Source organism: Ruegeria sp. HKCCA5929, from assembly GCF_013034525.1.
In the GTDB taxonomy this organism is placed as follows: domain Bacteria; phylum Pseudomonadota; class Alphaproteobacteria; order Rhodobacterales; family Rhodobacteraceae; genus Ruegeria.
In genome coordinates this window covers 234,666-249,626 of the sequence record NZ_WQGE01000004.1, presented here as the reverse complement: position 1 = coordinate 249,626, position 14,961 = coordinate 234,666, and the positions used below count along the sequence as shown (strand labels likewise).

The window sequence follows — 14,961 nt, the reverse complement described above, 5'->3', positions numbered from 1 at the left end:
GCAGGAGGATACGATGTTCAAAGCAAAACTTGGTGTGCTGGTTTTATCAACTTCGCTCGCCACCTCTCAGGCGGTTTTTGCGCAAGACGCCAAGATCGGTGAGGAGCTTTACATGCACTATTGTGCAACTTGCCATGGGATCGATGCGACAGGGCAGGGGCCTATGGCAAGCGTGCTTGTCGTACAGCCGAGTGACCTGACCAGCTTGTCTGGCGAAGGCGGCGTATTCCCAACCGCACGTGTGGTTGCACGAATCGATGGGCGTGACCCGTTGGTCAGCCACGGCAGCCCGATGCCGGTTTATGGTCCGTATTTCGACGGGCAAGACACGTCCATGAAAACACCGCAGGGCCAGCCGATCCTGACAAGTCAGCCTATTGTGGATCTGGTTGCCTATCTGGAAACGCTTCAGGACTGACTGCAAATTCCGTCCACTTCTGCCTCGCTCCATGGCAAAAGAACCGCTCGTTCACGCCCTTTTTCCGGCAAAGGGGACAGGTCGAAATGTGCACCCAACATAGTGTGGAGCCTTGCTGTGCGCTCGGCCTGAGGGTCCAGCGCACGGCAACACACGTATTCCTCGACAATCGCGCCCTGCTGTTCGAAGCCATAGGACAAAAAGTCAGGTGAGGTATCCAGATCGAACAGATACGGATCCCGTCTTCCGCCGTGTTCTGCCGCTGCTCGCAGAGGGTGATATCCGGTGGTTGCGCGGTTCTGCCATTGCCATACATGGGTCAATTCATGAGCCAGTAACATCGCGGCGATCAGGTTCATCTGATCGGGAAAGTCGGTCATGTAATCTTCCAGATACCAGTCGCGTGCAAAATAGACCTTGTTGAACAGGGCGACAGCTGCGGGTTTGCCAGTAACAAACCCCGCTTCGACAGGCGGCAAAATAAGCTCACGGCAGGCCAAACGTGGGCGTTCTTCCCGGAAATACGTGACCGGTGCGACTGGGGCACCTTCGACCAATCGCACATTATCCAGATTCAGTGTGTCGCCTTGAATGCTCTCTGCAAACACGCGCTCTGGTTCGGTCAGCGGACGCCCGCAGGACGATAGAAATAAGAGAGAAACTAGAAAAACGCGCAGAACCATAAGAAGAATCCTAATCTGCTGCGCCCGTTCAGCAAACCGTTTTCAAACGCTCATAGCCAGAACCCGGCTGATTTCCGTCAAGGATCGCCCGGATTGATTCATCCAAGTGTTGAATGCTTGCTGGACAGCCACCATCGCCTTTTTGGACGTGGCAGGTTTGTCGATCACGCCTTCGGCAATCAGCCGGGCGGTAACGTCCTGGGACAGAATAAAACTGTCGCGCCCAATAAACCTCATAGAATATTGTGCCGACGCCCCACCCAGACGCGAGCCGCGCTTGGCCAACATTGCCAGCAAGCTGATATAATCTTCCGAAGGCCAGCCACCCAGCACTTTGCCCGCGCCGCCTTCTTCACGCAATTCCATAAGAAAAACAGCGTTGTCACGCACCGTCGAAATCTTGGTGCCGTGGCGTACGATTCGCGTATCCTGCAACAACGCATCGAATTTTTCGTCATCCATAAAGGCACACCGCCCCACGTCAAAACCGTCAAACGCGGCTTCGAAGCCATCCCATTTGTTTTCGATGACTTTCCAGTTGAACCCAGCCTGAAAGATGCATTTTGTAATGATGGCCAGCCAACGATCTTCTGGCAGGGCTACCAGTTCATCCTGGGTTTTGGGTTTGTACAGCGTAGCTTGCAACGCATCTGGCCCGCCATGTCGTTCGGCAGCAATTTCGAAGATTTCGTTAAATGCGCGCATTTATCCAGCCTCAGATACCATCTTCTGAGTGTTTGCCTTTTGTTCCGCCTTTGCAATCAAAAAATATAGCTGCCAGTGCATGAGCCCGGTCCTGACTGTGTTTCAGATCGGCGAGTTCTCGGCCGGGGCTGCGATGGCGATTCTGGCACTGATCGCAGACCGCATTGTGCAAGGCTTTGCCGAAGAACGCCGCGCGGCGCTTGGCTTGTAACACAGGGCAGGGGCGGCATGTTTGCCCCTGCGCAAAACTTGATTTCGGACAAGGAACCCAGCGCTATTCTGATCTAGACCGATCCCAATACGTTCGGAGATCACCATGACCGGTTGGGTTCTATTCCTTGCAGCGCTTGTCACATTTCTTCTCAGTCACGCGATTCCCGTGCGGCCGACGGTGCGCGGGTGGTTGATCGGAACGCTGGGGCATCGTGGGTACTTTGCAGGGTATTCCATCCTGTCGCTGGCTGTGCTGGCCTGGCTGATCATTGCAGCCGCAAACGCACCTTATGTGGAGGTCATTCCACCGTTTCCTGTATTGCGTTGGGTGCCGGTCTTGATCATGCCGGTTGTCTGTTGGCTGGCCCTTGCGGGGCTTGCCATTCAAAATCCGTTCTCGTTCGGCGGGCTAGGCAACCGGACCTTTGATCCTGAGAAGCCTGGTGTCTTGCGCACCACCCGCCATCCGGTCCTTGCCGCGTTGATGATGTGGGCATTGGCGCACTTGCTGGCCAATGGCAGCCTGTCGCATGTCATCCTGTTTGGCCTGTTTGCCGGTTTCGCGGCCATGGGTATGGCCTTGATCGACCGCCGCAAACATAGCGAAATGGGCATGGAATGGATACGTTTGTCGCGAAATACTGCGCGCTTTTCACTCCGCGCGCCGCGTCCTTGGCCGCGCCCCTGGGTGTGGCTGTCCGCACTGGCCGCTTATGCGGTTCTACTTCACCTGCACGCACCTGTGATCGGCCTGTCTCCGCTTCCTTAGCTGGGGGAGTGGTCGGATGTACCTGAGCGTGCTATTTGAAATGTCGCAATGAAAAACAAGAGGTCCAAGATGAATCTGGCCTATGTCACCACCACCGATCGCGGTGCCACTGATCGCCTGTTAAGCGCTGTAGCAGAACACCTGCTGGCTTCGGGCGCGAAATTGGCGGGCGTTGTTCAAACCAACACCGAATGTGCGGACAGCAGCAAATGCGATATGGATGTGCGCGTGCTGCCCGAAGGAGAGACCATCCGCATTTCGCAATCGCTGGGAACCCAGTCGCGCGGTTGCCGTCTGGACCCGGCGGCGCTGGAACAGGCGGTCGGATATGTAACGTCGTCGCTGTCCGACGCACCTCAACTGTTGATCATTAACAAGTTTGGCAAGCACGAGGCCGATGGCCGCGGGTTTCGCCCGGTGATCGCTGAAGCACTTGCGCAGGACATCCCGGTCCTGGTCGGTGTGAACGGTCTGAACAGTGAGAAGTTTCAGGACTTCACAGGTGGTGATGCGGAACAGCTGGACTCGGACCTGAGCGCAATCGTCGCTTGGTTCGAGCGCGTAAACGCGCAGCAGGCCACCGCGGCCTAAGCCAAGTCACGTCACGTAACACGCTGAATCCCTGCCTTGTTTCGCTGACTTCGGGCTGCAATCCTCGCAATACGGAGGATGAGCTGAATGTGGTCAAACTGGGCAGGAAACGAAAACACAAATACAGCGGTCATGCGTCCGACAACACTGGATGCGTTGCAACGCGCTGTAATGTCGCCTCAGACGCTGAGGGTCGTTGGAGCTGGCCATTCTTTCACACCTATTGTGGCAGGGGCCGAGCGTATTCTGGACCTGTCGCAGCTTGAGGCCCCGACAATCGGTGCGGCTGAAGACGGGCAGGTCTGGGTGAACGCCAACGCACGCCTGCGCGATCTGTCCCCTGCTTTGGCTGACCGGGGGCTGGCTTTTCGCAATCTTGGCGACATCAATACTCAATCGCTGGCTGGGGCGGTTTCGACCGCGACCCATGGCACGGGGAGCGAGTTGCCCTGTCTTGCCGCAGAAATCACGGATGCGCGCTTTGTCGGTGCAAGCGGTGAGGCCTTAACCTCGGCCGATATTCCTTTGGACATGGCACAAGTAACGCTTGGGTTGCTGGGTGTTCTGACCGAAGCCCGCATCAATGTTGTGCCCAAATACAATCTGCGCCGTCAGGTCATGCTGACCGATTTGCCGGAGTGCTTGGCGAACATGCACAAGAAGTGGGCTGAGAACCGAAACTTCGAATTTTTCTACATTCCTTTCACTGGCAAGGCCGTCGAACTTCGCCATTCAGTGGTCGACGCGCCCGAAACCAAGGCCCCGCGTGATCTGGATATGCTGGCGGTCAAGGTTCTGAAACTTGCCCGAAACGCAGGGCGGTTCAGCGGTGGTTTGCGTTCAACGTTGCTTAGACTTTTGACGATGGCGCAATCCGACGAGGATTACGTAGGCGAAAGCTGGCGGGTTTTGTGCAGTGACCGCCATATCCGCTTTAAAGAGATGGAGTATCATTTGCCCCCTGAGGTTGCCAGCGACGTGTTGGCTGAAGTGTTCCGTCGTCTCGAACGGGATCACAAGGATATCTATTTCCCCATTGAGGTACGACAGACCGCAGGCGACACTGCGTGCCTTTCGCCGTTTCAGTGCGGCCCGCGTATCTCTGTTGCTATTCACACGGATGCGGATGAGGACCACAGTCGCTACTTCAACGCGCTGGAACCGCTTTTTGTCGAGGCCGGAGGTCGCCCGCATTGGGGCAAGATGCACAGCCTGACTTACCGGGAACTATCCGGCCTTTACCCCGATTTCGACCGCTTCTGCGCCTTGCGTGAACAGCTTGATCCGCAGGGCAAGTTCCTGACACCTGCCTTTTCGAAGCTGTTTCAGCCATGAACGACCCGTATGTCGCCGGTCTGTCGCAATCGCTGCGAAACTACGGTGCGGATCATCCGGTCATCGCAATTGACCTGAACCGGCTCGAGTCCAATTGCGCGATGGCCATGGCCGGTGTTGATGCTGGGCTTGAGAAACGCTTGGTTGCTAAATCTTTGCCCTGCTTGCCGCTTTTGGATCAAGTCCGGAGTCTGATCCCAACCTCGGGGCTTATGACGTTCTCAGAACCAATGTTGACCGCCTTGTTGCAAGCCGAAGGTGGCACCGATCACCTGATTGGCAAGCCTTTGCCCGTTGGCTCTGCAGCGCGTGTGCTTCAGGCAAACCCCGATGCCGCAGATCGGGTGCAGTGGCTGATCGACACCCCCGAACGCTTGCAGGACTATCTGACGCTTGCGGACCAGACCGGCTTGTCTTTGCGTTTGTCGCTTGAATTGGACATTGGGTTGCATCGCGGTGGCCTGAGCGCGGATCAGGTTGCCAGTGTAGTAAAAACGATTGTTGCAAACCCATTGGCGCGGTTGAGCGGCGTGATGGGATATGAGGCGCATCTGGCAAAACTGCCTTCTGTACTCAGGGCCCGAGCCGAGCGGCGCTGCGCCGAAGCCTATCGCCAAGCCGTTGCAGCTCTGCCCCACAGCGGCGCAGGGCTGTGTCAAAATACAGGTGGCAGCCTGACCTTTCAGGCTTATGGCGCAACCGGTTCCGCAACGGAGGTCGCCTTTGGTTCGGTTTTGGTCAAGCCTTCGGATTTCGATCATCCCTCGACAACGGCTTTTCAACCTGCAGCTTTTATCGCGACGCCAATACTCAAGACCATGCCCGGCAATGCTTTGCCCGGGTTAGAGTTCCTACCGCGACGCAAGACGGATGTTGCCGTGTTTGGCGGGCATTTTCTTGCGCAACCGGTTTATCCAGAGGGATTTTCCTATTCCTCAATCTTCGGTCGATCCAGCAATCAGGAGGTCTGGACAGGCCCGGCGTCAAGTATTGTACAACCCGGCGAAATTGCCTTGCTGCGCCCGACACAAAGCGAGGCGGTGTTGAACCAATTCGGCAAGGTTTTGGCTGTGCGCGACGGCGCTGTTGTACAGGAATGGGAAACCCTGCCGAATTAACAGCAGGTTGCATTGGATTACACATCTTTGGAAGATGGTGGGCGACCCTGGAATCGAACCAGGCGTGCGTCTCCGCGAGGGAGTTACAGTCCCCTGCCACACCTTGCGGCCTGTCGCCCACTGTCAGGCGTTGCACCTGACGTGGAGGCGTGATTACTAGCGCACCAAAGGAGCGTCAACAGGAAAATTCCGCTTTGACGCAGGAAACCGAATTCTCGGCCCGGAGGCCCCTAAAATGAAGAAACCCAAATGGGTCGTCGAAAAGGAACAGGCGCGCAAAGCTGCTGCCGCCGAAACCGTCTGGCTGTTTGGCTTGCATGCGGTTCGGGATGCTTTGATGAATCCAAATCGTCAGAAATTGCGCCTGATCGTGACCCGAAACGCGCGGGACAAGCTGGCGGAAGCTATTGATTTTGCAGGGATCGAGGCCGAAATGGTTGATCCGCGCAAGTTTTCCGCGCCCATCGATGCGGGATCGGTTCACCAGGGTGCGGCGCTTGAGGTCAAACCGTTGGATTGGGGCGGTCTGGCTGAAAACTGTATCGGTCGAGAAAACCCGCGCGTCATCCTGCTGGATCGCGTGACCGATCCGCATAACGTCGGGGCGATTCTGCGTTCAGCCGAAGTTCTGGGGGCCAGCGCCGTGATTGGTACGCGCCATCACTCTGCACCTGAAACGGGCGCACTGGCCAAAACCGCCAGCGGCGCACTTGAGCGTCAACCTTATCTGCGGGTGCGCAATCTTGCGGATGCGATCATCGAGCTTCAGGGCATGGGCTTTCTGGTCCTGGGGCTGGACGGCGAAGCCGAAGTGACGATCGAAGGCGCGCTGTGCGAGGGGCGTGATCGCCCAGTGGCCCTTGTGCTTGGCGCGGAAGGCCCAGGCTTGCGGCAAAAAACCAAAGAGACCGTGGATCAGTTGGTGAAAATTGACGCAGCAGGTGGGTTTGGGTCGCTGAACGTCTCAAATGCGGCGGCAATCGCCTTATATGCATCTCGTCCCTGAGCAAAGGAGAGCGTTATTTCCGGCCCATCCAAAATCGCCACCTGCTGTTATTGCGGGACCCGTGCGGCCCTGGTCCTGAAGGGAAAAGAGCGGCATGAGCTTAGTTGTTCAAGCTGCGGTGCGCCGCTGCATGATTTGAAGATGCTGCCAAAGCGCAAGGCTGAGAAGACCAAGCCGGCGCGACCTGCTGTGTCTCATGTGGCGCCTCCAAAGGCGAAACGCAAAAAGAAGAAAAAGAGCATGTTCTCGCGCGTATTCGACGAGGCTTGGGATGTGATTGAGGATATTTTCGACTGATCTCCCTGGCGTTGAAACTCGATCACATCCTTGTCAACAGGGCTTCCGTTGCCCGTGAAAACTTGCATCTTGATACTCTCAAGAACGCAGATTCTGACATGACGATGCTGATCCGACGTACCATCCTTGGCGCGCTGAGCGCCCTTTTCCTTTCTTCTGTCGCGTTTGCGCAGGATAAACCCGTCTATTTTGCCACCGAAGGCGTGGCCTTGGCCGGGTATGACCCCGTGACCTATTTCGAAGGCGCGACGCCTGTGATGGGTGCCCCGGAAAATGCGGTGATGTGGAAAGGGGCAAAATGGCACTTTTCGTCAGCCGAAAACCGCGAGCGTTTTGAAAGCAATCCGCGCGCTTTTGCTCCGCAGTTTGGTGGATATTGTTCTTACGCGATGGCCAAAGGCGTCCTGAAAAGCACGGATCCCAATGCGTGGCAGGTTGTCGATGGCCGACTGTACCTGACGCATTCACCGCAGATCGAAGTGATGTGGCGGCAAGACAGGGCTGAGTACATTGAAATGGCAGAAGAAAACTGGCCTGTGATCTTGCATCAGAAATAGGCAAGAATCAGCTAATTGTGAAAAGTCATCACAAAAATGCGCGCCCCCTCTTTTTTTTAACCAACTCATGCCTAAATGTCACAGTGACCGCGGAACGGAACTGCCGCGGGTCATTTCACTGTCCCTCGTTCCAACAACTGGCGCCCAAGGTTTCTTGGGCGCTTTTTTCTTTTGGGAACCCTGTTAAGGATAGGGTATGCCAGACTATTCCGATCAGCACCTCAAGAACATTCTGCAACGGACCAAGACGGTTGCCGTTGTTGGGGTGTCAATGAACCCTGTGCGGCCCAGCTTTTACGTGGCGCGCTATCTGTCGCTGAAAGGGTTCGATGTGATCCCCGTCAATCCGGGACACGCGGGCAAGGAACTGTTTGGCCAGACGGTGCGTGGCAGTTTGTCAGAGATATCCGGGCCAGTGGACATGGTCGACATTTTCCGGCGGTCCGAAGCTGTGCCGCCTATCGTTGACGAAGCATTGGCGGCCTTCCCTTCCCTCAGCACGATCTGGATGCAAATCGGTGTCGAACACCCCGAAGCAGCCGCCCTCGCCGAAGCCCGCGGTGTGGAGGTGGTGATGAACCGCTGTCCCAAGATCGAATATCAGCGCCTGTTTGGCGAACTGCGTATGGGCGGGTTTTCGACTGGGATTATCTCCTCCAAGCTTTAGGGCGTTGTCGGCTGATAGGGTTTCAACCGGGCCACCTGTTCCTGCCGCCGTTTCTCTAGCACCACGTCGCGCGGCACCCACTCGTATCGGGTGTCCTCGACCAGTGGAGACCAGAACAAAACTCCACCATAGCGCCACGGGTCCAGCACAACACCGTCATAAAGCGATTCCCCCTTGCGGCTGATGATTGCCGTGCTGTGGTCGATCCTAAACGGGTTGTCGGCATTGGCGATCGCGCGGTGCATCTCCAACGTTTGAAAGTTTTCCTGTTTCAGGCGGCGCTCAATGTCTTCGGCCCAGTGCCAGCATAAGCCGCGCGGGCGTAGTCCCTTGTTGACTTTTGTATTGTGGATCAAGGGTGGGTCGGTGATCTGATATTCATCAACAAGTTGCGCGGTGTAGGCATAAGCGACTTGCGCCGCGCGTTGGGCTTCGTCAGGATCTACATCAGGCCCCAAGCTTTGGATTTGAGTTGCCAGCCGTTGGACCTCATCCCCGGTCGAGGGTGGTGGCGCAGAACAGGCCGCAGCAATGGCAAGCGTTGCCACAAGCATCAAAACTCGGATCATGTCGCGCCCTCGGCCTGCCAATCTGACGTCCGAGTATAGCGGCCTAAACAGCAGCGCGGAACCCAGGCGTTACCCCTTGGGGCGGGATGCTTTTTCTGCGATACCGCTGACGCCCTGACGACGTGCCAGTTCGGTCAGGACATCATCCAGCGCCACGTCCCGCGCGGCCAGCATGACCAGAAGGTGATACAGAACATCAGCCGCCTCAGAGGTCAGCTTGGCTTTGTCATCCTTGACGGCCTCGATGATCGCCTCAACGGCTTCTTCGCCAAACTTCTCGGCGCATTTCTCGGGACCTTTGGCCAGCAGCTTGGCTGTCCAGCTGGAGTCCGGGTCTGCGTCTTTGCGGTCTTCAATCGTCCGGGCCAGATCGTGCAGGATGCTCATGTCAGCCTCATGGGAATGCCCGCAGCGGCCATGTGTTCCTTGGCCTCGCGGATGGTGTATTCGCCGAAATGGAAGATCGAAGCAGCCAGTACGGCGCTTGCACCGCCTTTGGTGACACCTTCGACCAGATGGTCCAGATTACCGACGCCGCCGCTGGCAATCACCGGCACATTCACCGCGTAGGAAATGGCGCGGGTCAGGGGTAGGTTGAAGCCCGCCTTGGTGCCGTCACGATCCATCGACGTCAAAAGGATTTCCCCGGCCCCTTTGGCAACAACCGTTTTGGCAAATTCGACCGCATCAATACCGGTGGGCTTGCGTCCGCCATGGGTGAAAATCTCCCACTTGCCGGGGCTGACGGTCTTGGCGTCGATGGCGCAAACGATGCATTGGCTGCCAAACTGGTCCGCCGATTCCGCGATCACATCCGGGTTGGCGACGGCAGCCGAGTTGAAACTGACCTTGTCCGCCCCTGCCAGCAACAGGGCACGCACATCATCCTTGGTGCGCACGCCACCGCCTACTGTCAGTGGAACAAAGCATTGCTCGGCCGTGCGTTGCACCACATCAAACATAGTGCCGCGGTTTTCGTGCGTCGCGTGGATATCCAGAAAACAGATTTCGTCCGCTCCAGCGGCGTCATACGCTTTCGCTGACTCCACGGGGTCGCCTGCATCGCGCAGGCCGACGAAGTTCACGCCTTTGACCACGCGGCCGTCAGCAACATCAAGGCAGGGGATGATCCGGGTTTTCAGCATGTGGGCGTCCTTATTTGCCGGACCTTTAGCGGCAAAGCCCCGCCGATGCCAGACTTGTGATTGTGATCCATCGTGAAGCCATGGAAATTAGAGGTGAAATTCATGAAAAGGATTATCGAAATGAAACATCTTCTTCTGGCTTCAATTCTCACGTTTGGAGGCGCGCTGTCCGCCATGGCTGACGACATCATCAAAGTACAAACAGATAAATCCGTTTCTGAAGCGCTGGATGCGCTGGAAGCGGCGGTTGGCAATGCCGGTGCTACTGTGTTTGCCCGCATTGACCACGCAGCTGGTGCGGAAAAGGTCGGTACGCCCATTCCCGCCAATCAGGTGCTGATTTTTGGCAATCCTGCACTGGGCACACCCGCGATGCAGATTGACCCACGCGCCGGTTTGTTCCTGCCGCTTAAGGTTCAGGCGTATGAGGACGCCAACGGTCAGGTCTGGCTGGCCTATGAAGACCCCAAAGAGACGATGGATGAACTGGATGAGGTTGAAAAGTCACCCGTCATCGAAAAGATGCGCGGCGCACTGGCCAAGCTGACTGCTGCCGCCGCGCAGTAATCCATCAAGACAGAGCGCGAATGGCCTCAGCCAGGTCAATCGCGCCATCATAGAGCGCCCGGCCCGAGATCGCGCCGTTCAGTTCGACACCGCAATCGCGCAAAGCAATCAGGTCTTCCAGTGAGCTGACACCGCCCGAGGCGATAACCGGGATGGATACGGCCTGAGCCAGCGCGGCGGTGGCCTCGACATTCGGTCCCTGCATCGCGCCGTCGCGGTTGATGTCCGTGTAGATGATGGCTGCGACGCCTGCGTCCTCGAAACTGCGGGCCAGATCGGTGACCTGAACATCAGTCTCCTCGGCCCAGCCTTTGGTCGCCACCATGCCGTTGCGCGCATCAATGCCCACGGCGACCTTGCCGGGGAAGGCTTTGGCCGCTTCGCGCACCAGATCAGGGTTTTCAACCGCAACTGTACCCAAAATGACCCGCGCCAATCCCTTGTCGATCCATGTTTCGATCGTGACCATGTCGCGGATACCACCGCCTAACTGAGCAGGCACGTCGCAGGCTTTCAGAATCGCCTCAACCGGGGCGGCATTGACCGGCTCACCCGCAAATGCGCCGTTCAGATCGACCAGATGCAACCACTCGCAGCCTGCATCAACAAAGGCACGGGCCTGAGCAGCGGGGTCTTCGTTGAATACAGTGGCCTTTTCCATTTCACCGCGCAGCAGGCGCACGGCATTGCCGTCTTTGAGGTCGATGGCTGGGTAGAGGATCATGTCTGGCGGCCCTATATCTGTGTTTCACGCGCGGGATATCGCACAGGCAGGGCAGGGGATGCAACGCGACGCTGGGTCATTCTTGCCCGTCGGTCCTTGGCGGGTCAGACTGCCCTCAAAACAGGGAGAAAATCATGAAGAAATTCACTTTTGCAGCGGGCTTGTCGCTTCTTGCGACTGGCGCTTTGGCAGCAGATCCCGTCGACGGTTTGTGGAAGACCGCCCCGGGCGACACGGGCGGTTACCTGCATGTCACGATTTCTGAATGCGGCAGCGCGATTTGCGGCACCATCGACAGCGCATTTGACGCAGATGGAAACCAGCAGCTGGAATATGAAAATCTGGGCAAACAGATCATTTGGGACATGGTCCCTGAAGGCGGCGGCAGCTATGACAGCGGTAAGATCTGGGCCCCGGACCGCGACAAGACTTACAATTCGAAAATGTCGCTGGACGGCCAGAACAAGCTGACCGTCAAGGGGTGTGTGGCTGGCGGTTTGATCTGCCGGGGTCAGACCTGGACGCGCGTCCAGTAATCCTCAGGGTGTCCAGGTCAGGAAATTGCCCAGCATACGCAGACCAACATCCTGACTTTTCTCGGGGTGGAACTGCATCCCAACCATCGTGTCGCGGCCGATCACGGCCGTGACCTCTTGCCCATAGTCCACGTAAGCCAGCCGCTGTGCTGGGTCGTTCACACGAAAATGGTAGGAGTGGACGAAATAAGTGTGATCGCCAGTTTTCACCCCGTTGAACACTGGGTGATCGCTTTCCAAGACCAGATTGTTCCAGCCCATATGGGGGACTTTCAGGGCTGCATCCGAAGGCTCGATTCGGACAACATCACCTGCAACCCAGCCCAAACCATCGGTTTCGCTGTATTCGTGGCCCTTAGTCGCCATCAGTTGCATGCCAACGCATATTCCCAGAAACGGGCGACCTTTCTGTTCAACCGCCTCGACCATCGCGTCATAGATGCCCTTATGCCCACGCAGTTCAGCTGCACACGCGGGAAAGGCTCCATCTCCGGGTAAAACCAAACGGTCCGCCCGGGCGACAACATCAGCGTCCGAGGTCACAACAACCTCACCGGCGCCGACCTCTTGCGCCATGCGCTGAAAGGCTTTTTCTGCCGAGTGAAGATTGCCGCTTTCGTAGTCGATAATGGCAGTCAGCATTTACAGCGCGCCTTTGGTCGACGGAATTGCATCCGCCTTGCGGGGGTCTGTTTCGACCGCATCACGCAGCGCACGCGCGACGGCTTTGAACGCAGCCTCGGCAATGTGGTGGCTGTTAAAGCCGTGCAACTGGTCGATGTGCAGGGTGATGCCACCATGGGTGCTGAGGGCCTGAAAGAACTCCCGCACCAGTTCGGTGTCGAACGAGCCAATCTTAGGCGTCGGCAAGTCTACATTCCAAATCAAGAACGGACGGCCCGACAGATCCAGCGCACAGCGCACCTGCGCGTCGTCCATGGGCAGATGGCATTCGCCATAACGGCGGATACCTTTCTTGTCGCCCAAAGCTTGTGTCAGTGCCTGACCCAGCGCGATGCCGGTATCTTCGACCGTGTGGTGGTCGTCGATGTGATAATCGCCCTTTGCGCTGATCGTCATGTCGATCAGCGAATGGCGCGCCAGCTGATCCAGCATGTGGTCAAAGAAGCCAACACCGGTCTGGTTGTCATAGGTGCCGGTGCCATCCAGATTGACCTGGACCGAGATCTCGGTTTCGGCGGTCTTGCGGCTGATCGAAGCGCTGCGCATGGGCGAATTCCTTTTGCTACAGGCGCGCTTATAGACGGGGTTGGGCTGCCTTATCCAGACCATAGGTGGCATTCAGGCCAAACTGTTGCAGGGGATTGCGCCCGGCTGTGCCCCGTGTCAGCTTGCAAGCAACACGAACCGATAGGGTCACACCATGTCCACCTGCGTTTTCATCCAGATCCGCTGCAAACCCGGCACCACTTACAAGGTGGCCGAGGAAATCGCCCTGCACGAAATTCATTCCGAGCTGTATTCCACCAGCGGCGAATATGACCTTCTGCTCAAGCTCTACATCCCCGAAACCGAAGATGTGGGCCATTTTATCAACGAACATCTGCTGGTGATCCCTAATATCGAACGCTCGCTGACCACCATGACGTTCAAAGCGTTCTAGCCCAGCTCGAACGTCGTCACGCCAAAGATTCGGTCCAGATCGATATCCGGCTGATGGCTGGAATACATCCGGGCGGTTTCAAACACTTTGTCCAGCCCAAGCGCGTCGGCCAAAGCGAAGGCTGATGTGTTGGGCTGTGGCATGTCCACAAAAACCTCATGCTCGTTGTGGTCTTCGGGAATGGCAGTCAGCAGAGCGGCCAACAGAGCCCTTGCAATGTCGGCATTGTCCGCAAACAGCGGGCCAACCTTGTACCCGGTGAGGCAAGGGCGCAGCGTTGCGTAGCCTCGGATTCTGCCGTTGTCGGAATAGACCTTTGATACGTGATTGTAAGCGCTGAGCCAGCTTTCAAGGAACAAATCGCGTGCAGCGGGAAACATGTCGCGGTCATAGGCTTTCAATTCATCTGACGCGCTGCTCATATCCGCTATGCAATCATTCGACGATGTACCCAGCTTCGCCAGCATTCGCGTTTTTGTTCCGGCAAATCGGTAGTTGTTATACGCAAAGGTAAAGCCTGACTTGCGATAATTGTCCTGTTGCTCGACAACCCCATCCAGACCCATGTTACGACCGCCGCAATGAGCAAGCGCATGTTGCGCGATCTCAAGCCCGTGACCATGGTGCCGGAACTCGGGTTTAACGATGTAAAAGCCCAGAAACGCGAAATCGGCGTTGTAATTCACCGCCGAGACCGACGAAATCATCTCTCCTTCCAGGAACCCACCCAGGAACCCGTCCGGGTCTGTTGGTCGAAAGCACTCGGCGTCATGTACGCCGGGGTTCCATCCCTCGCGCCCGGCCCAATCCACAGCGTGCTGGACTTCGGCGGCAGTGAGCGGGCGAATGGTATAGTCAGACATGGGGTAATCCTGCATTGCGTAATGCGACCAGAATGGCGCAACGCGGTGCAAAGAACCAGCATGTTGAGAAAGTTTTGTATCTGGAGCGGGCGAGGCGATTCGAACGCCCGACCCTAACCTTGGCAAGGTTATGCTCTACCCCTGAGCTACGCCCGCATCAGATACATATGTTGGTCCGAAGACCTCTCAATGGAGCGGGCGAGGCGATTCGAACGCCCGACCCTAACCTTGGCAAGGTTATGCTCTACCCCTGAGCTACGCCCGCGCCGTTGAGTGAGGAGGGATGTATAAATTCCCACGCGGGGCTGCAAGCGGAAAAACACAAAAAAGAGGAAAAATCTTTCGACGGAAATGCGCCTCTGGCGCGTTCTATTTTCAGAGCATCACAAAACAAGAGGGGCTAAGTGAAGGAAATGGCGAAAACAACAGACCTGAAAATGGCGATGTTGGCTGTTTTGATCGTGCTGACAACGGTGATCTGCACACAGGACGAAAACAGGGTGGCAGAGATCGAGCCGGTTCTGATTCAAGCTCCGGCGGTCGATACGCGAGTTTTGGCAAGTTGATCCCGCAG

At 56.8% G+C, this 14,961-nt stretch carries 23 protein-coding genes and 3 tRNA genes; 14 read left to right on the top strand and 12 right to left on the bottom strand.

Features of this window, described 5'->3' with window-relative positions; all coding sequences use genetic code 11:
- Positions 1-13 precede the first annotated feature (13 nt).
- Positions 14-418 (top strand): cytochrome c, encoded by a 405-nt coding sequence (locus GOV90_RS12250; protein WP_171092411.1) that lies wholly within the window; start codon positions 14-16, stop codon positions 416-418.
- Here the strand turns inward: GOV90_RS12250 and GOV90_RS12245 are convergent.
- Both GOV90_RS12245 and GOV90_RS12240 read right to left on the bottom strand, forming a co-directional pair.
- Complete coding sequence (locus GOV90_RS12245; protein WP_171092409.1) at positions 409-1,101, bottom strand: hypothetical protein; 693 nt, start codon at positions 1,099-1,101, stop codon at positions 409-411. The genes GOV90_RS12250 and GOV90_RS12245 overlap by 10 nt on opposite strands.
- 42 nt (positions 1,102-1,143) lie before the next feature.
- Positions 1,144-1,806 carry a DNA-3-methyladenine glycosylase I gene (locus tag GOV90_RS12240; RefSeq protein ID WP_171105727.1) on the bottom strand — a complete coding sequence of 221 codons (663 nt, stop codon included), beginning with the start codon at positions 1,804-1,806 and terminating at the stop codon, positions 1,144-1,146.
- A 79-nt stretch (positions 1,807-1,885) separates the two neighbouring features.
- Between GOV90_RS12240 and GOV90_RS21310 the strand changes: the two genes are divergently transcribed.
- From GOV90_RS21310 to GOV90_RS12220, 5 genes are all read left to right on the top strand, one after another.
- A complete protein-coding gene (locus GOV90_RS21310; RefSeq protein WP_256367957.1) occupies positions 1,886-2,017 on the top strand; it encodes a hypothetical protein in 132 nt (43 codons plus the stop codon).
- 105 nt (positions 2,018-2,122) lie between these two features.
- The gene (locus GOV90_RS12235; protein WP_171092404.1) at positions 2,123-2,788 is read left to right on the top strand and encodes an NnrU family protein; all 666 of its coding nucleotides are present in this window, start codon (positions 2,123-2,125) and stop codon (positions 2,786-2,788) included.
- A gap of 69 nt (positions 2,789-2,857) precedes the next feature.
- A complete protein-coding gene (locus GOV90_RS12230; protein ID WP_171092651.1) occupies positions 2,858-3,379 on the top strand; it encodes a DUF2478 domain-containing protein in 522 nt (173 codons plus the stop codon).
- Positions 3,380-3,466: 87 nt separating this feature from the next.
- Positions 3,467-4,714, top strand: a complete 1,248-nt coding sequence (locus GOV90_RS12225) for a D-arabinono-1,4-lactone oxidase (protein WP_171092402.1) — start codon at positions 3,467-3,469, stop codon at positions 4,712-4,714.
- Entirely contained in the window at positions 4,711-5,832 is a 1,122-nt protein-coding gene (locus tag GOV90_RS12220; RefSeq protein WP_171092400.1) for an alanine racemase, read from the top strand. The genes GOV90_RS12225 and GOV90_RS12220 overlap by 4 nt, the downstream gene beginning before the upstream one ends.
- Positions 5,833-5,867: 35 nt before the next feature.
- Here GOV90_RS12220 and GOV90_RS12215 read toward each other — a convergent pair.
- A tRNA-Tyr gene (locus tag GOV90_RS12215) sits at positions 5,868-5,951 on the bottom strand.
- Positions 5,952-6,067: 116 nt separating this feature from the next.
- On the opposite strand from GOV90_RS12215, the gene rlmB reads away from it, so the two are divergent.
- The 4 genes from rlmB (at position 6,068) to GOV90_RS12195 (ending at position 8,359) form a co-directional block, all read left to right on the top strand.
- Positions 6,068-6,838, top strand: a complete 771-nt coding sequence (gene rlmB / locus GOV90_RS12210; RefSeq protein ID WP_171092399.1) for a 23S rRNA (guanosine(2251)-2'-O)-methyltransferase RlmB — start codon at positions 6,068-6,070, stop codon at positions 6,836-6,838.
- Positions 6,839-6,853: 15 nt separating this feature from the next.
- A complete protein-coding gene (locus GOV90_RS12205) occupies positions 6,854-7,135 on the top strand; it encodes a hypothetical protein (RefSeq protein ID WP_171092649.1) in 282 nt (93 codons plus the stop codon).
- 98 nt (positions 7,136-7,233) lie between these two features.
- The gene (locus tag GOV90_RS12200; RefSeq protein WP_171172852.1) at positions 7,234-7,692 is read left to right on the top strand and encodes a YHS domain-containing (seleno)protein; all 459 of its coding nucleotides are present in this window, start codon (positions 7,234-7,236) and stop codon (positions 7,690-7,692) included.
- 196 nt (positions 7,693-7,888) lie between these two features.
- Positions 7,889-8,359 (top strand): CoA-binding protein, encoded by a 471-nt coding sequence (locus tag GOV90_RS12195; protein ID WP_171092395.1) that lies wholly within the window; start codon positions 7,889-7,891, stop codon positions 8,357-8,359.
- On the opposite strand, the gene GOV90_RS12190 is transcribed toward GOV90_RS12195, so the two are convergent.
- The 3 genes from GOV90_RS12190 to hisF form a co-directional block, all read right to left on the bottom strand.
- Positions 8,356-8,928, bottom strand: a complete 573-nt coding sequence (locus GOV90_RS12190) for a hypothetical protein (RefSeq protein ID WP_171092393.1) — start codon at positions 8,926-8,928, stop codon at positions 8,356-8,358. The genes GOV90_RS12195 and GOV90_RS12190 overlap by 4 nt on opposite strands.
- A 69-nt stretch (positions 8,929-8,997) precedes the next feature.
- Positions 8,998-9,315, bottom strand: a complete 318-nt coding sequence (locus GOV90_RS12185; RefSeq protein ID WP_171092391.1) for a phosphoribosyl-ATP diphosphatase — start codon at positions 9,313-9,315, stop codon at positions 8,998-9,000.
- Positions 9,312-10,073: an imidazole glycerol phosphate synthase subunit HisF gene (hisF, locus tag GOV90_RS12180; RefSeq protein WP_171092389.1), complete on the bottom strand. Its 762-nt coding sequence runs from the start codon at positions 10,071-10,073 to the stop codon at positions 9,312-9,314. The genes GOV90_RS12185 and hisF overlap by 4 nt, the downstream gene beginning before the upstream one ends.
- A gap of 120 nt (positions 10,074-10,193) precedes the next feature.
- On the opposite strand from hisF, the gene GOV90_RS12175 reads away from it, so the two are divergent.
- Positions 10,194-10,640 carry a DUF302 domain-containing protein gene (locus GOV90_RS12175; protein ID WP_254429059.1) on the top strand — a complete coding sequence of 149 codons (447 nt, stop codon included), beginning with the start codon at positions 10,194-10,196 and terminating at the stop codon, positions 10,638-10,640.
- Between the two features lie 4 nt (positions 10,641-10,644).
- Here the strand turns inward: GOV90_RS12175 and hisA are convergent, their stop codons facing one another.
- Entirely contained in the window at positions 10,645-11,364 is a 720-nt protein-coding gene (hisA, locus tag GOV90_RS12170; RefSeq protein WP_171092388.1) for a 1-(5-phosphoribosyl)-5-[(5-phosphoribosylamino)methylideneamino]imidazole-4-carboxamide isomerase, read from the bottom strand.
- A gap of 134 nt (positions 11,365-11,498) precedes the next feature.
- On the opposite strand from hisA, the gene GOV90_RS12165 reads away from it, so the two are divergent.
- Entirely contained in the window at positions 11,499-11,900 is a 402-nt protein-coding gene (locus GOV90_RS12165) for a DUF2147 domain-containing protein (protein WP_171092385.1), read from the top strand.
- Positions 11,901-11,903: 3 nt separating this feature from the next.
- On the opposite strand, the gene hisH is transcribed toward GOV90_RS12165, so the two are convergent.
- Complete coding sequence (hisH, locus tag GOV90_RS12160; RefSeq protein ID WP_171105723.1) at positions 11,904-12,542, bottom strand: imidazole glycerol phosphate synthase subunit HisH; 639 nt, start codon at positions 12,540-12,542, stop codon at positions 11,904-11,906.
- On the bottom strand, positions 12,543-13,130 hold the full coding sequence (gene hisB, locus GOV90_RS12155; RefSeq protein WP_171092381.1) for an imidazoleglycerol-phosphate dehydratase HisB: 588 nt from the start codon (positions 13,128-13,130) through the stop codon (positions 12,543-12,545).
- A 154-nt stretch (positions 13,131-13,284) separates the two neighbouring features.
- Between hisB and GOV90_RS12150 the strand changes: the two genes are divergently transcribed.
- Complete coding sequence (locus GOV90_RS12150) at positions 13,285-13,524, top strand: Lrp/AsnC family transcriptional regulator (RefSeq protein WP_171092379.1); 240 nt, start codon at positions 13,285-13,287, stop codon at positions 13,522-13,524.
- Here GOV90_RS12150 and GOV90_RS12145 read toward each other — a convergent pair.
- From GOV90_RS12145 to GOV90_RS12135, 3 genes are all read right to left on the bottom strand, one after another.
- Complete coding sequence (locus GOV90_RS12145) at positions 13,521-14,387, bottom strand: GNAT family N-acetyltransferase (protein WP_216602312.1); 867 nt, start codon at positions 14,385-14,387, stop codon at positions 13,521-13,523. The genes GOV90_RS12150 and GOV90_RS12145 overlap by 4 nt on opposite strands.
- An 81-nt stretch (positions 14,388-14,468) precedes the next feature.
- Positions 14,469-14,543: transfer RNA gene (locus GOV90_RS12140), tRNA-Gly, on the bottom strand.
- 34 nt (positions 14,544-14,577) lie between these two features.
- Positions 14,578-14,652 (bottom strand) — tRNA-Gly (locus GOV90_RS12135).
- Positions 14,653-14,800: 148 nt separating this feature from the next.
- Between GOV90_RS12135 and GOV90_RS12130 the strand changes: the two genes are divergently transcribed.
- Positions 14,801-14,953 carry a hypothetical protein gene (locus GOV90_RS12130; protein WP_171092376.1) on the top strand — a complete coding sequence of 51 codons (153 nt, stop codon included), beginning with the start codon at positions 14,801-14,803 and terminating at the stop codon, positions 14,951-14,953.
- The last annotated feature ends 8 nt before the right edge of the window (positions 14,954-14,961 follow it).

Bases quoted from the DNA above. Each gene is read 5' to 3' on its own strand.
- GOV90_RS12250 (WP_171092411.1), top strand. From the start codon at position 14: ATGTTCAAAGCAAAACTTGGTGTGCTGGTTTTATCAACTTCGCTCGCC.
- GOV90_RS12245 (WP_171092409.1), bottom strand. From the start codon at position 1,101: ATGGTTCTGCGCGTTTTTCTAGTTTCTCTCTTATTTCTATCGTCCTGC.
- GOV90_RS12240 (WP_171105727.1), bottom strand. From the start codon at position 1,806: ATGCGCGCATTTAACGAAATCTTCGAAATTGCTGCCGAACGACATGGC.
- GOV90_RS21310 (WP_256367957.1), top strand. From the start codon at position 1,886: ATGAGCCCGGTCCTGACTGTGTTTCAGATCGGCGAGTTCTCGGCCGGG.
- GOV90_RS12235 (WP_171092404.1), top strand. From the start codon at position 2,123: ATGACCGGTTGGGTTCTATTCCTTGCAGCGCTTGTCACATTTCTTCTC.
- GOV90_RS12230 (WP_171092651.1), top strand. From the start codon at position 2,858: ATGAATCTGGCCTATGTCACCACCACCGATCGCGGTGCCACTGATCGC.
- GOV90_RS12225 (WP_171092402.1), top strand. From the start codon at position 3,467: ATGTGGTCAAACTGGGCAGGAAACGAAAACACAAATACAGCGGTCATG.
- GOV90_RS12220 (WP_171092400.1), top strand. From the start codon at position 4,711: ATGAACGACCCGTATGTCGCCGGTCTGTCGCAATCGCTGCGAAACTAC.
- rlmB (WP_171092399.1), top strand. From the start codon at position 6,068: ATGAAGAAACCCAAATGGGTCGTCGAAAAGGAACAGGCGCGCAAAGCT.
- GOV90_RS12200 (WP_171172852.1), top strand. From the start codon at position 7,234: ATGACGATGCTGATCCGACGTACCATCCTTGGCGCGCTGAGCGCCCTT.
- GOV90_RS12195 (WP_171092395.1), top strand. From the start codon at position 7,889: ATGCCAGACTATTCCGATCAGCACCTCAAGAACATTCTGCAACGGACC.
- GOV90_RS12190 (WP_171092393.1), bottom strand. From the start codon at position 8,928: ATGATCCGAGTTTTGATGCTTGTGGCAACGCTTGCCATTGCTGCGGCC.
- GOV90_RS12185 (WP_171092391.1), bottom strand. From the start codon at position 9,315: ATGAGCATCCTGCACGATCTGGCCCGGACGATTGAAGACCGCAAAGAC.
- hisF (WP_171092389.1), bottom strand. From the start codon at position 10,073: ATGCTGAAAACCCGGATCATCCCCTGCCTTGATGTTGCTGACGGCCGC.
- GOV90_RS12175 (WP_254429059.1), top strand. From the start codon at position 10,194: ATGAAACATCTTCTTCTGGCTTCAATTCTCACGTTTGGAGGCGCGCTG.
- hisA (WP_171092388.1), bottom strand. From the start codon at position 11,364: ATGATCCTCTACCCAGCCATCGACCTCAAAGACGGCAATGCCGTGCGC.
- GOV90_RS12165 (WP_171092385.1), top strand. From the start codon at position 11,499: ATGAAGAAATTCACTTTTGCAGCGGGCTTGTCGCTTCTTGCGACTGGC.
- hisH (WP_171105723.1), bottom strand. From the start codon at position 12,542: ATGCTGACTGCCATTATCGACTACGAAAGCGGCAATCTTCACTCGGCA.
- hisB (WP_171092381.1), bottom strand. From the start codon at position 13,130: ATGCGCAGCGCTTCGATCAGCCGCAAGACCGCCGAAACCGAGATCTCG.
- GOV90_RS12150 (WP_171092379.1), top strand. From the start codon at position 13,285: ATGTCCACCTGCGTTTTCATCCAGATCCGCTGCAAACCCGGCACCACT.
- GOV90_RS12145 (WP_216602312.1), bottom strand. From the start codon at position 14,387: ATGTCTGACTATACCATTCGCCCGCTCACTGCCGCCGAAGTCCAGCAC.
- GOV90_RS12130 (WP_171092376.1), top strand. From the start codon at position 14,801: ATGGCGAAAACAACAGACCTGAAAATGGCGATGTTGGCTGTTTTGATC.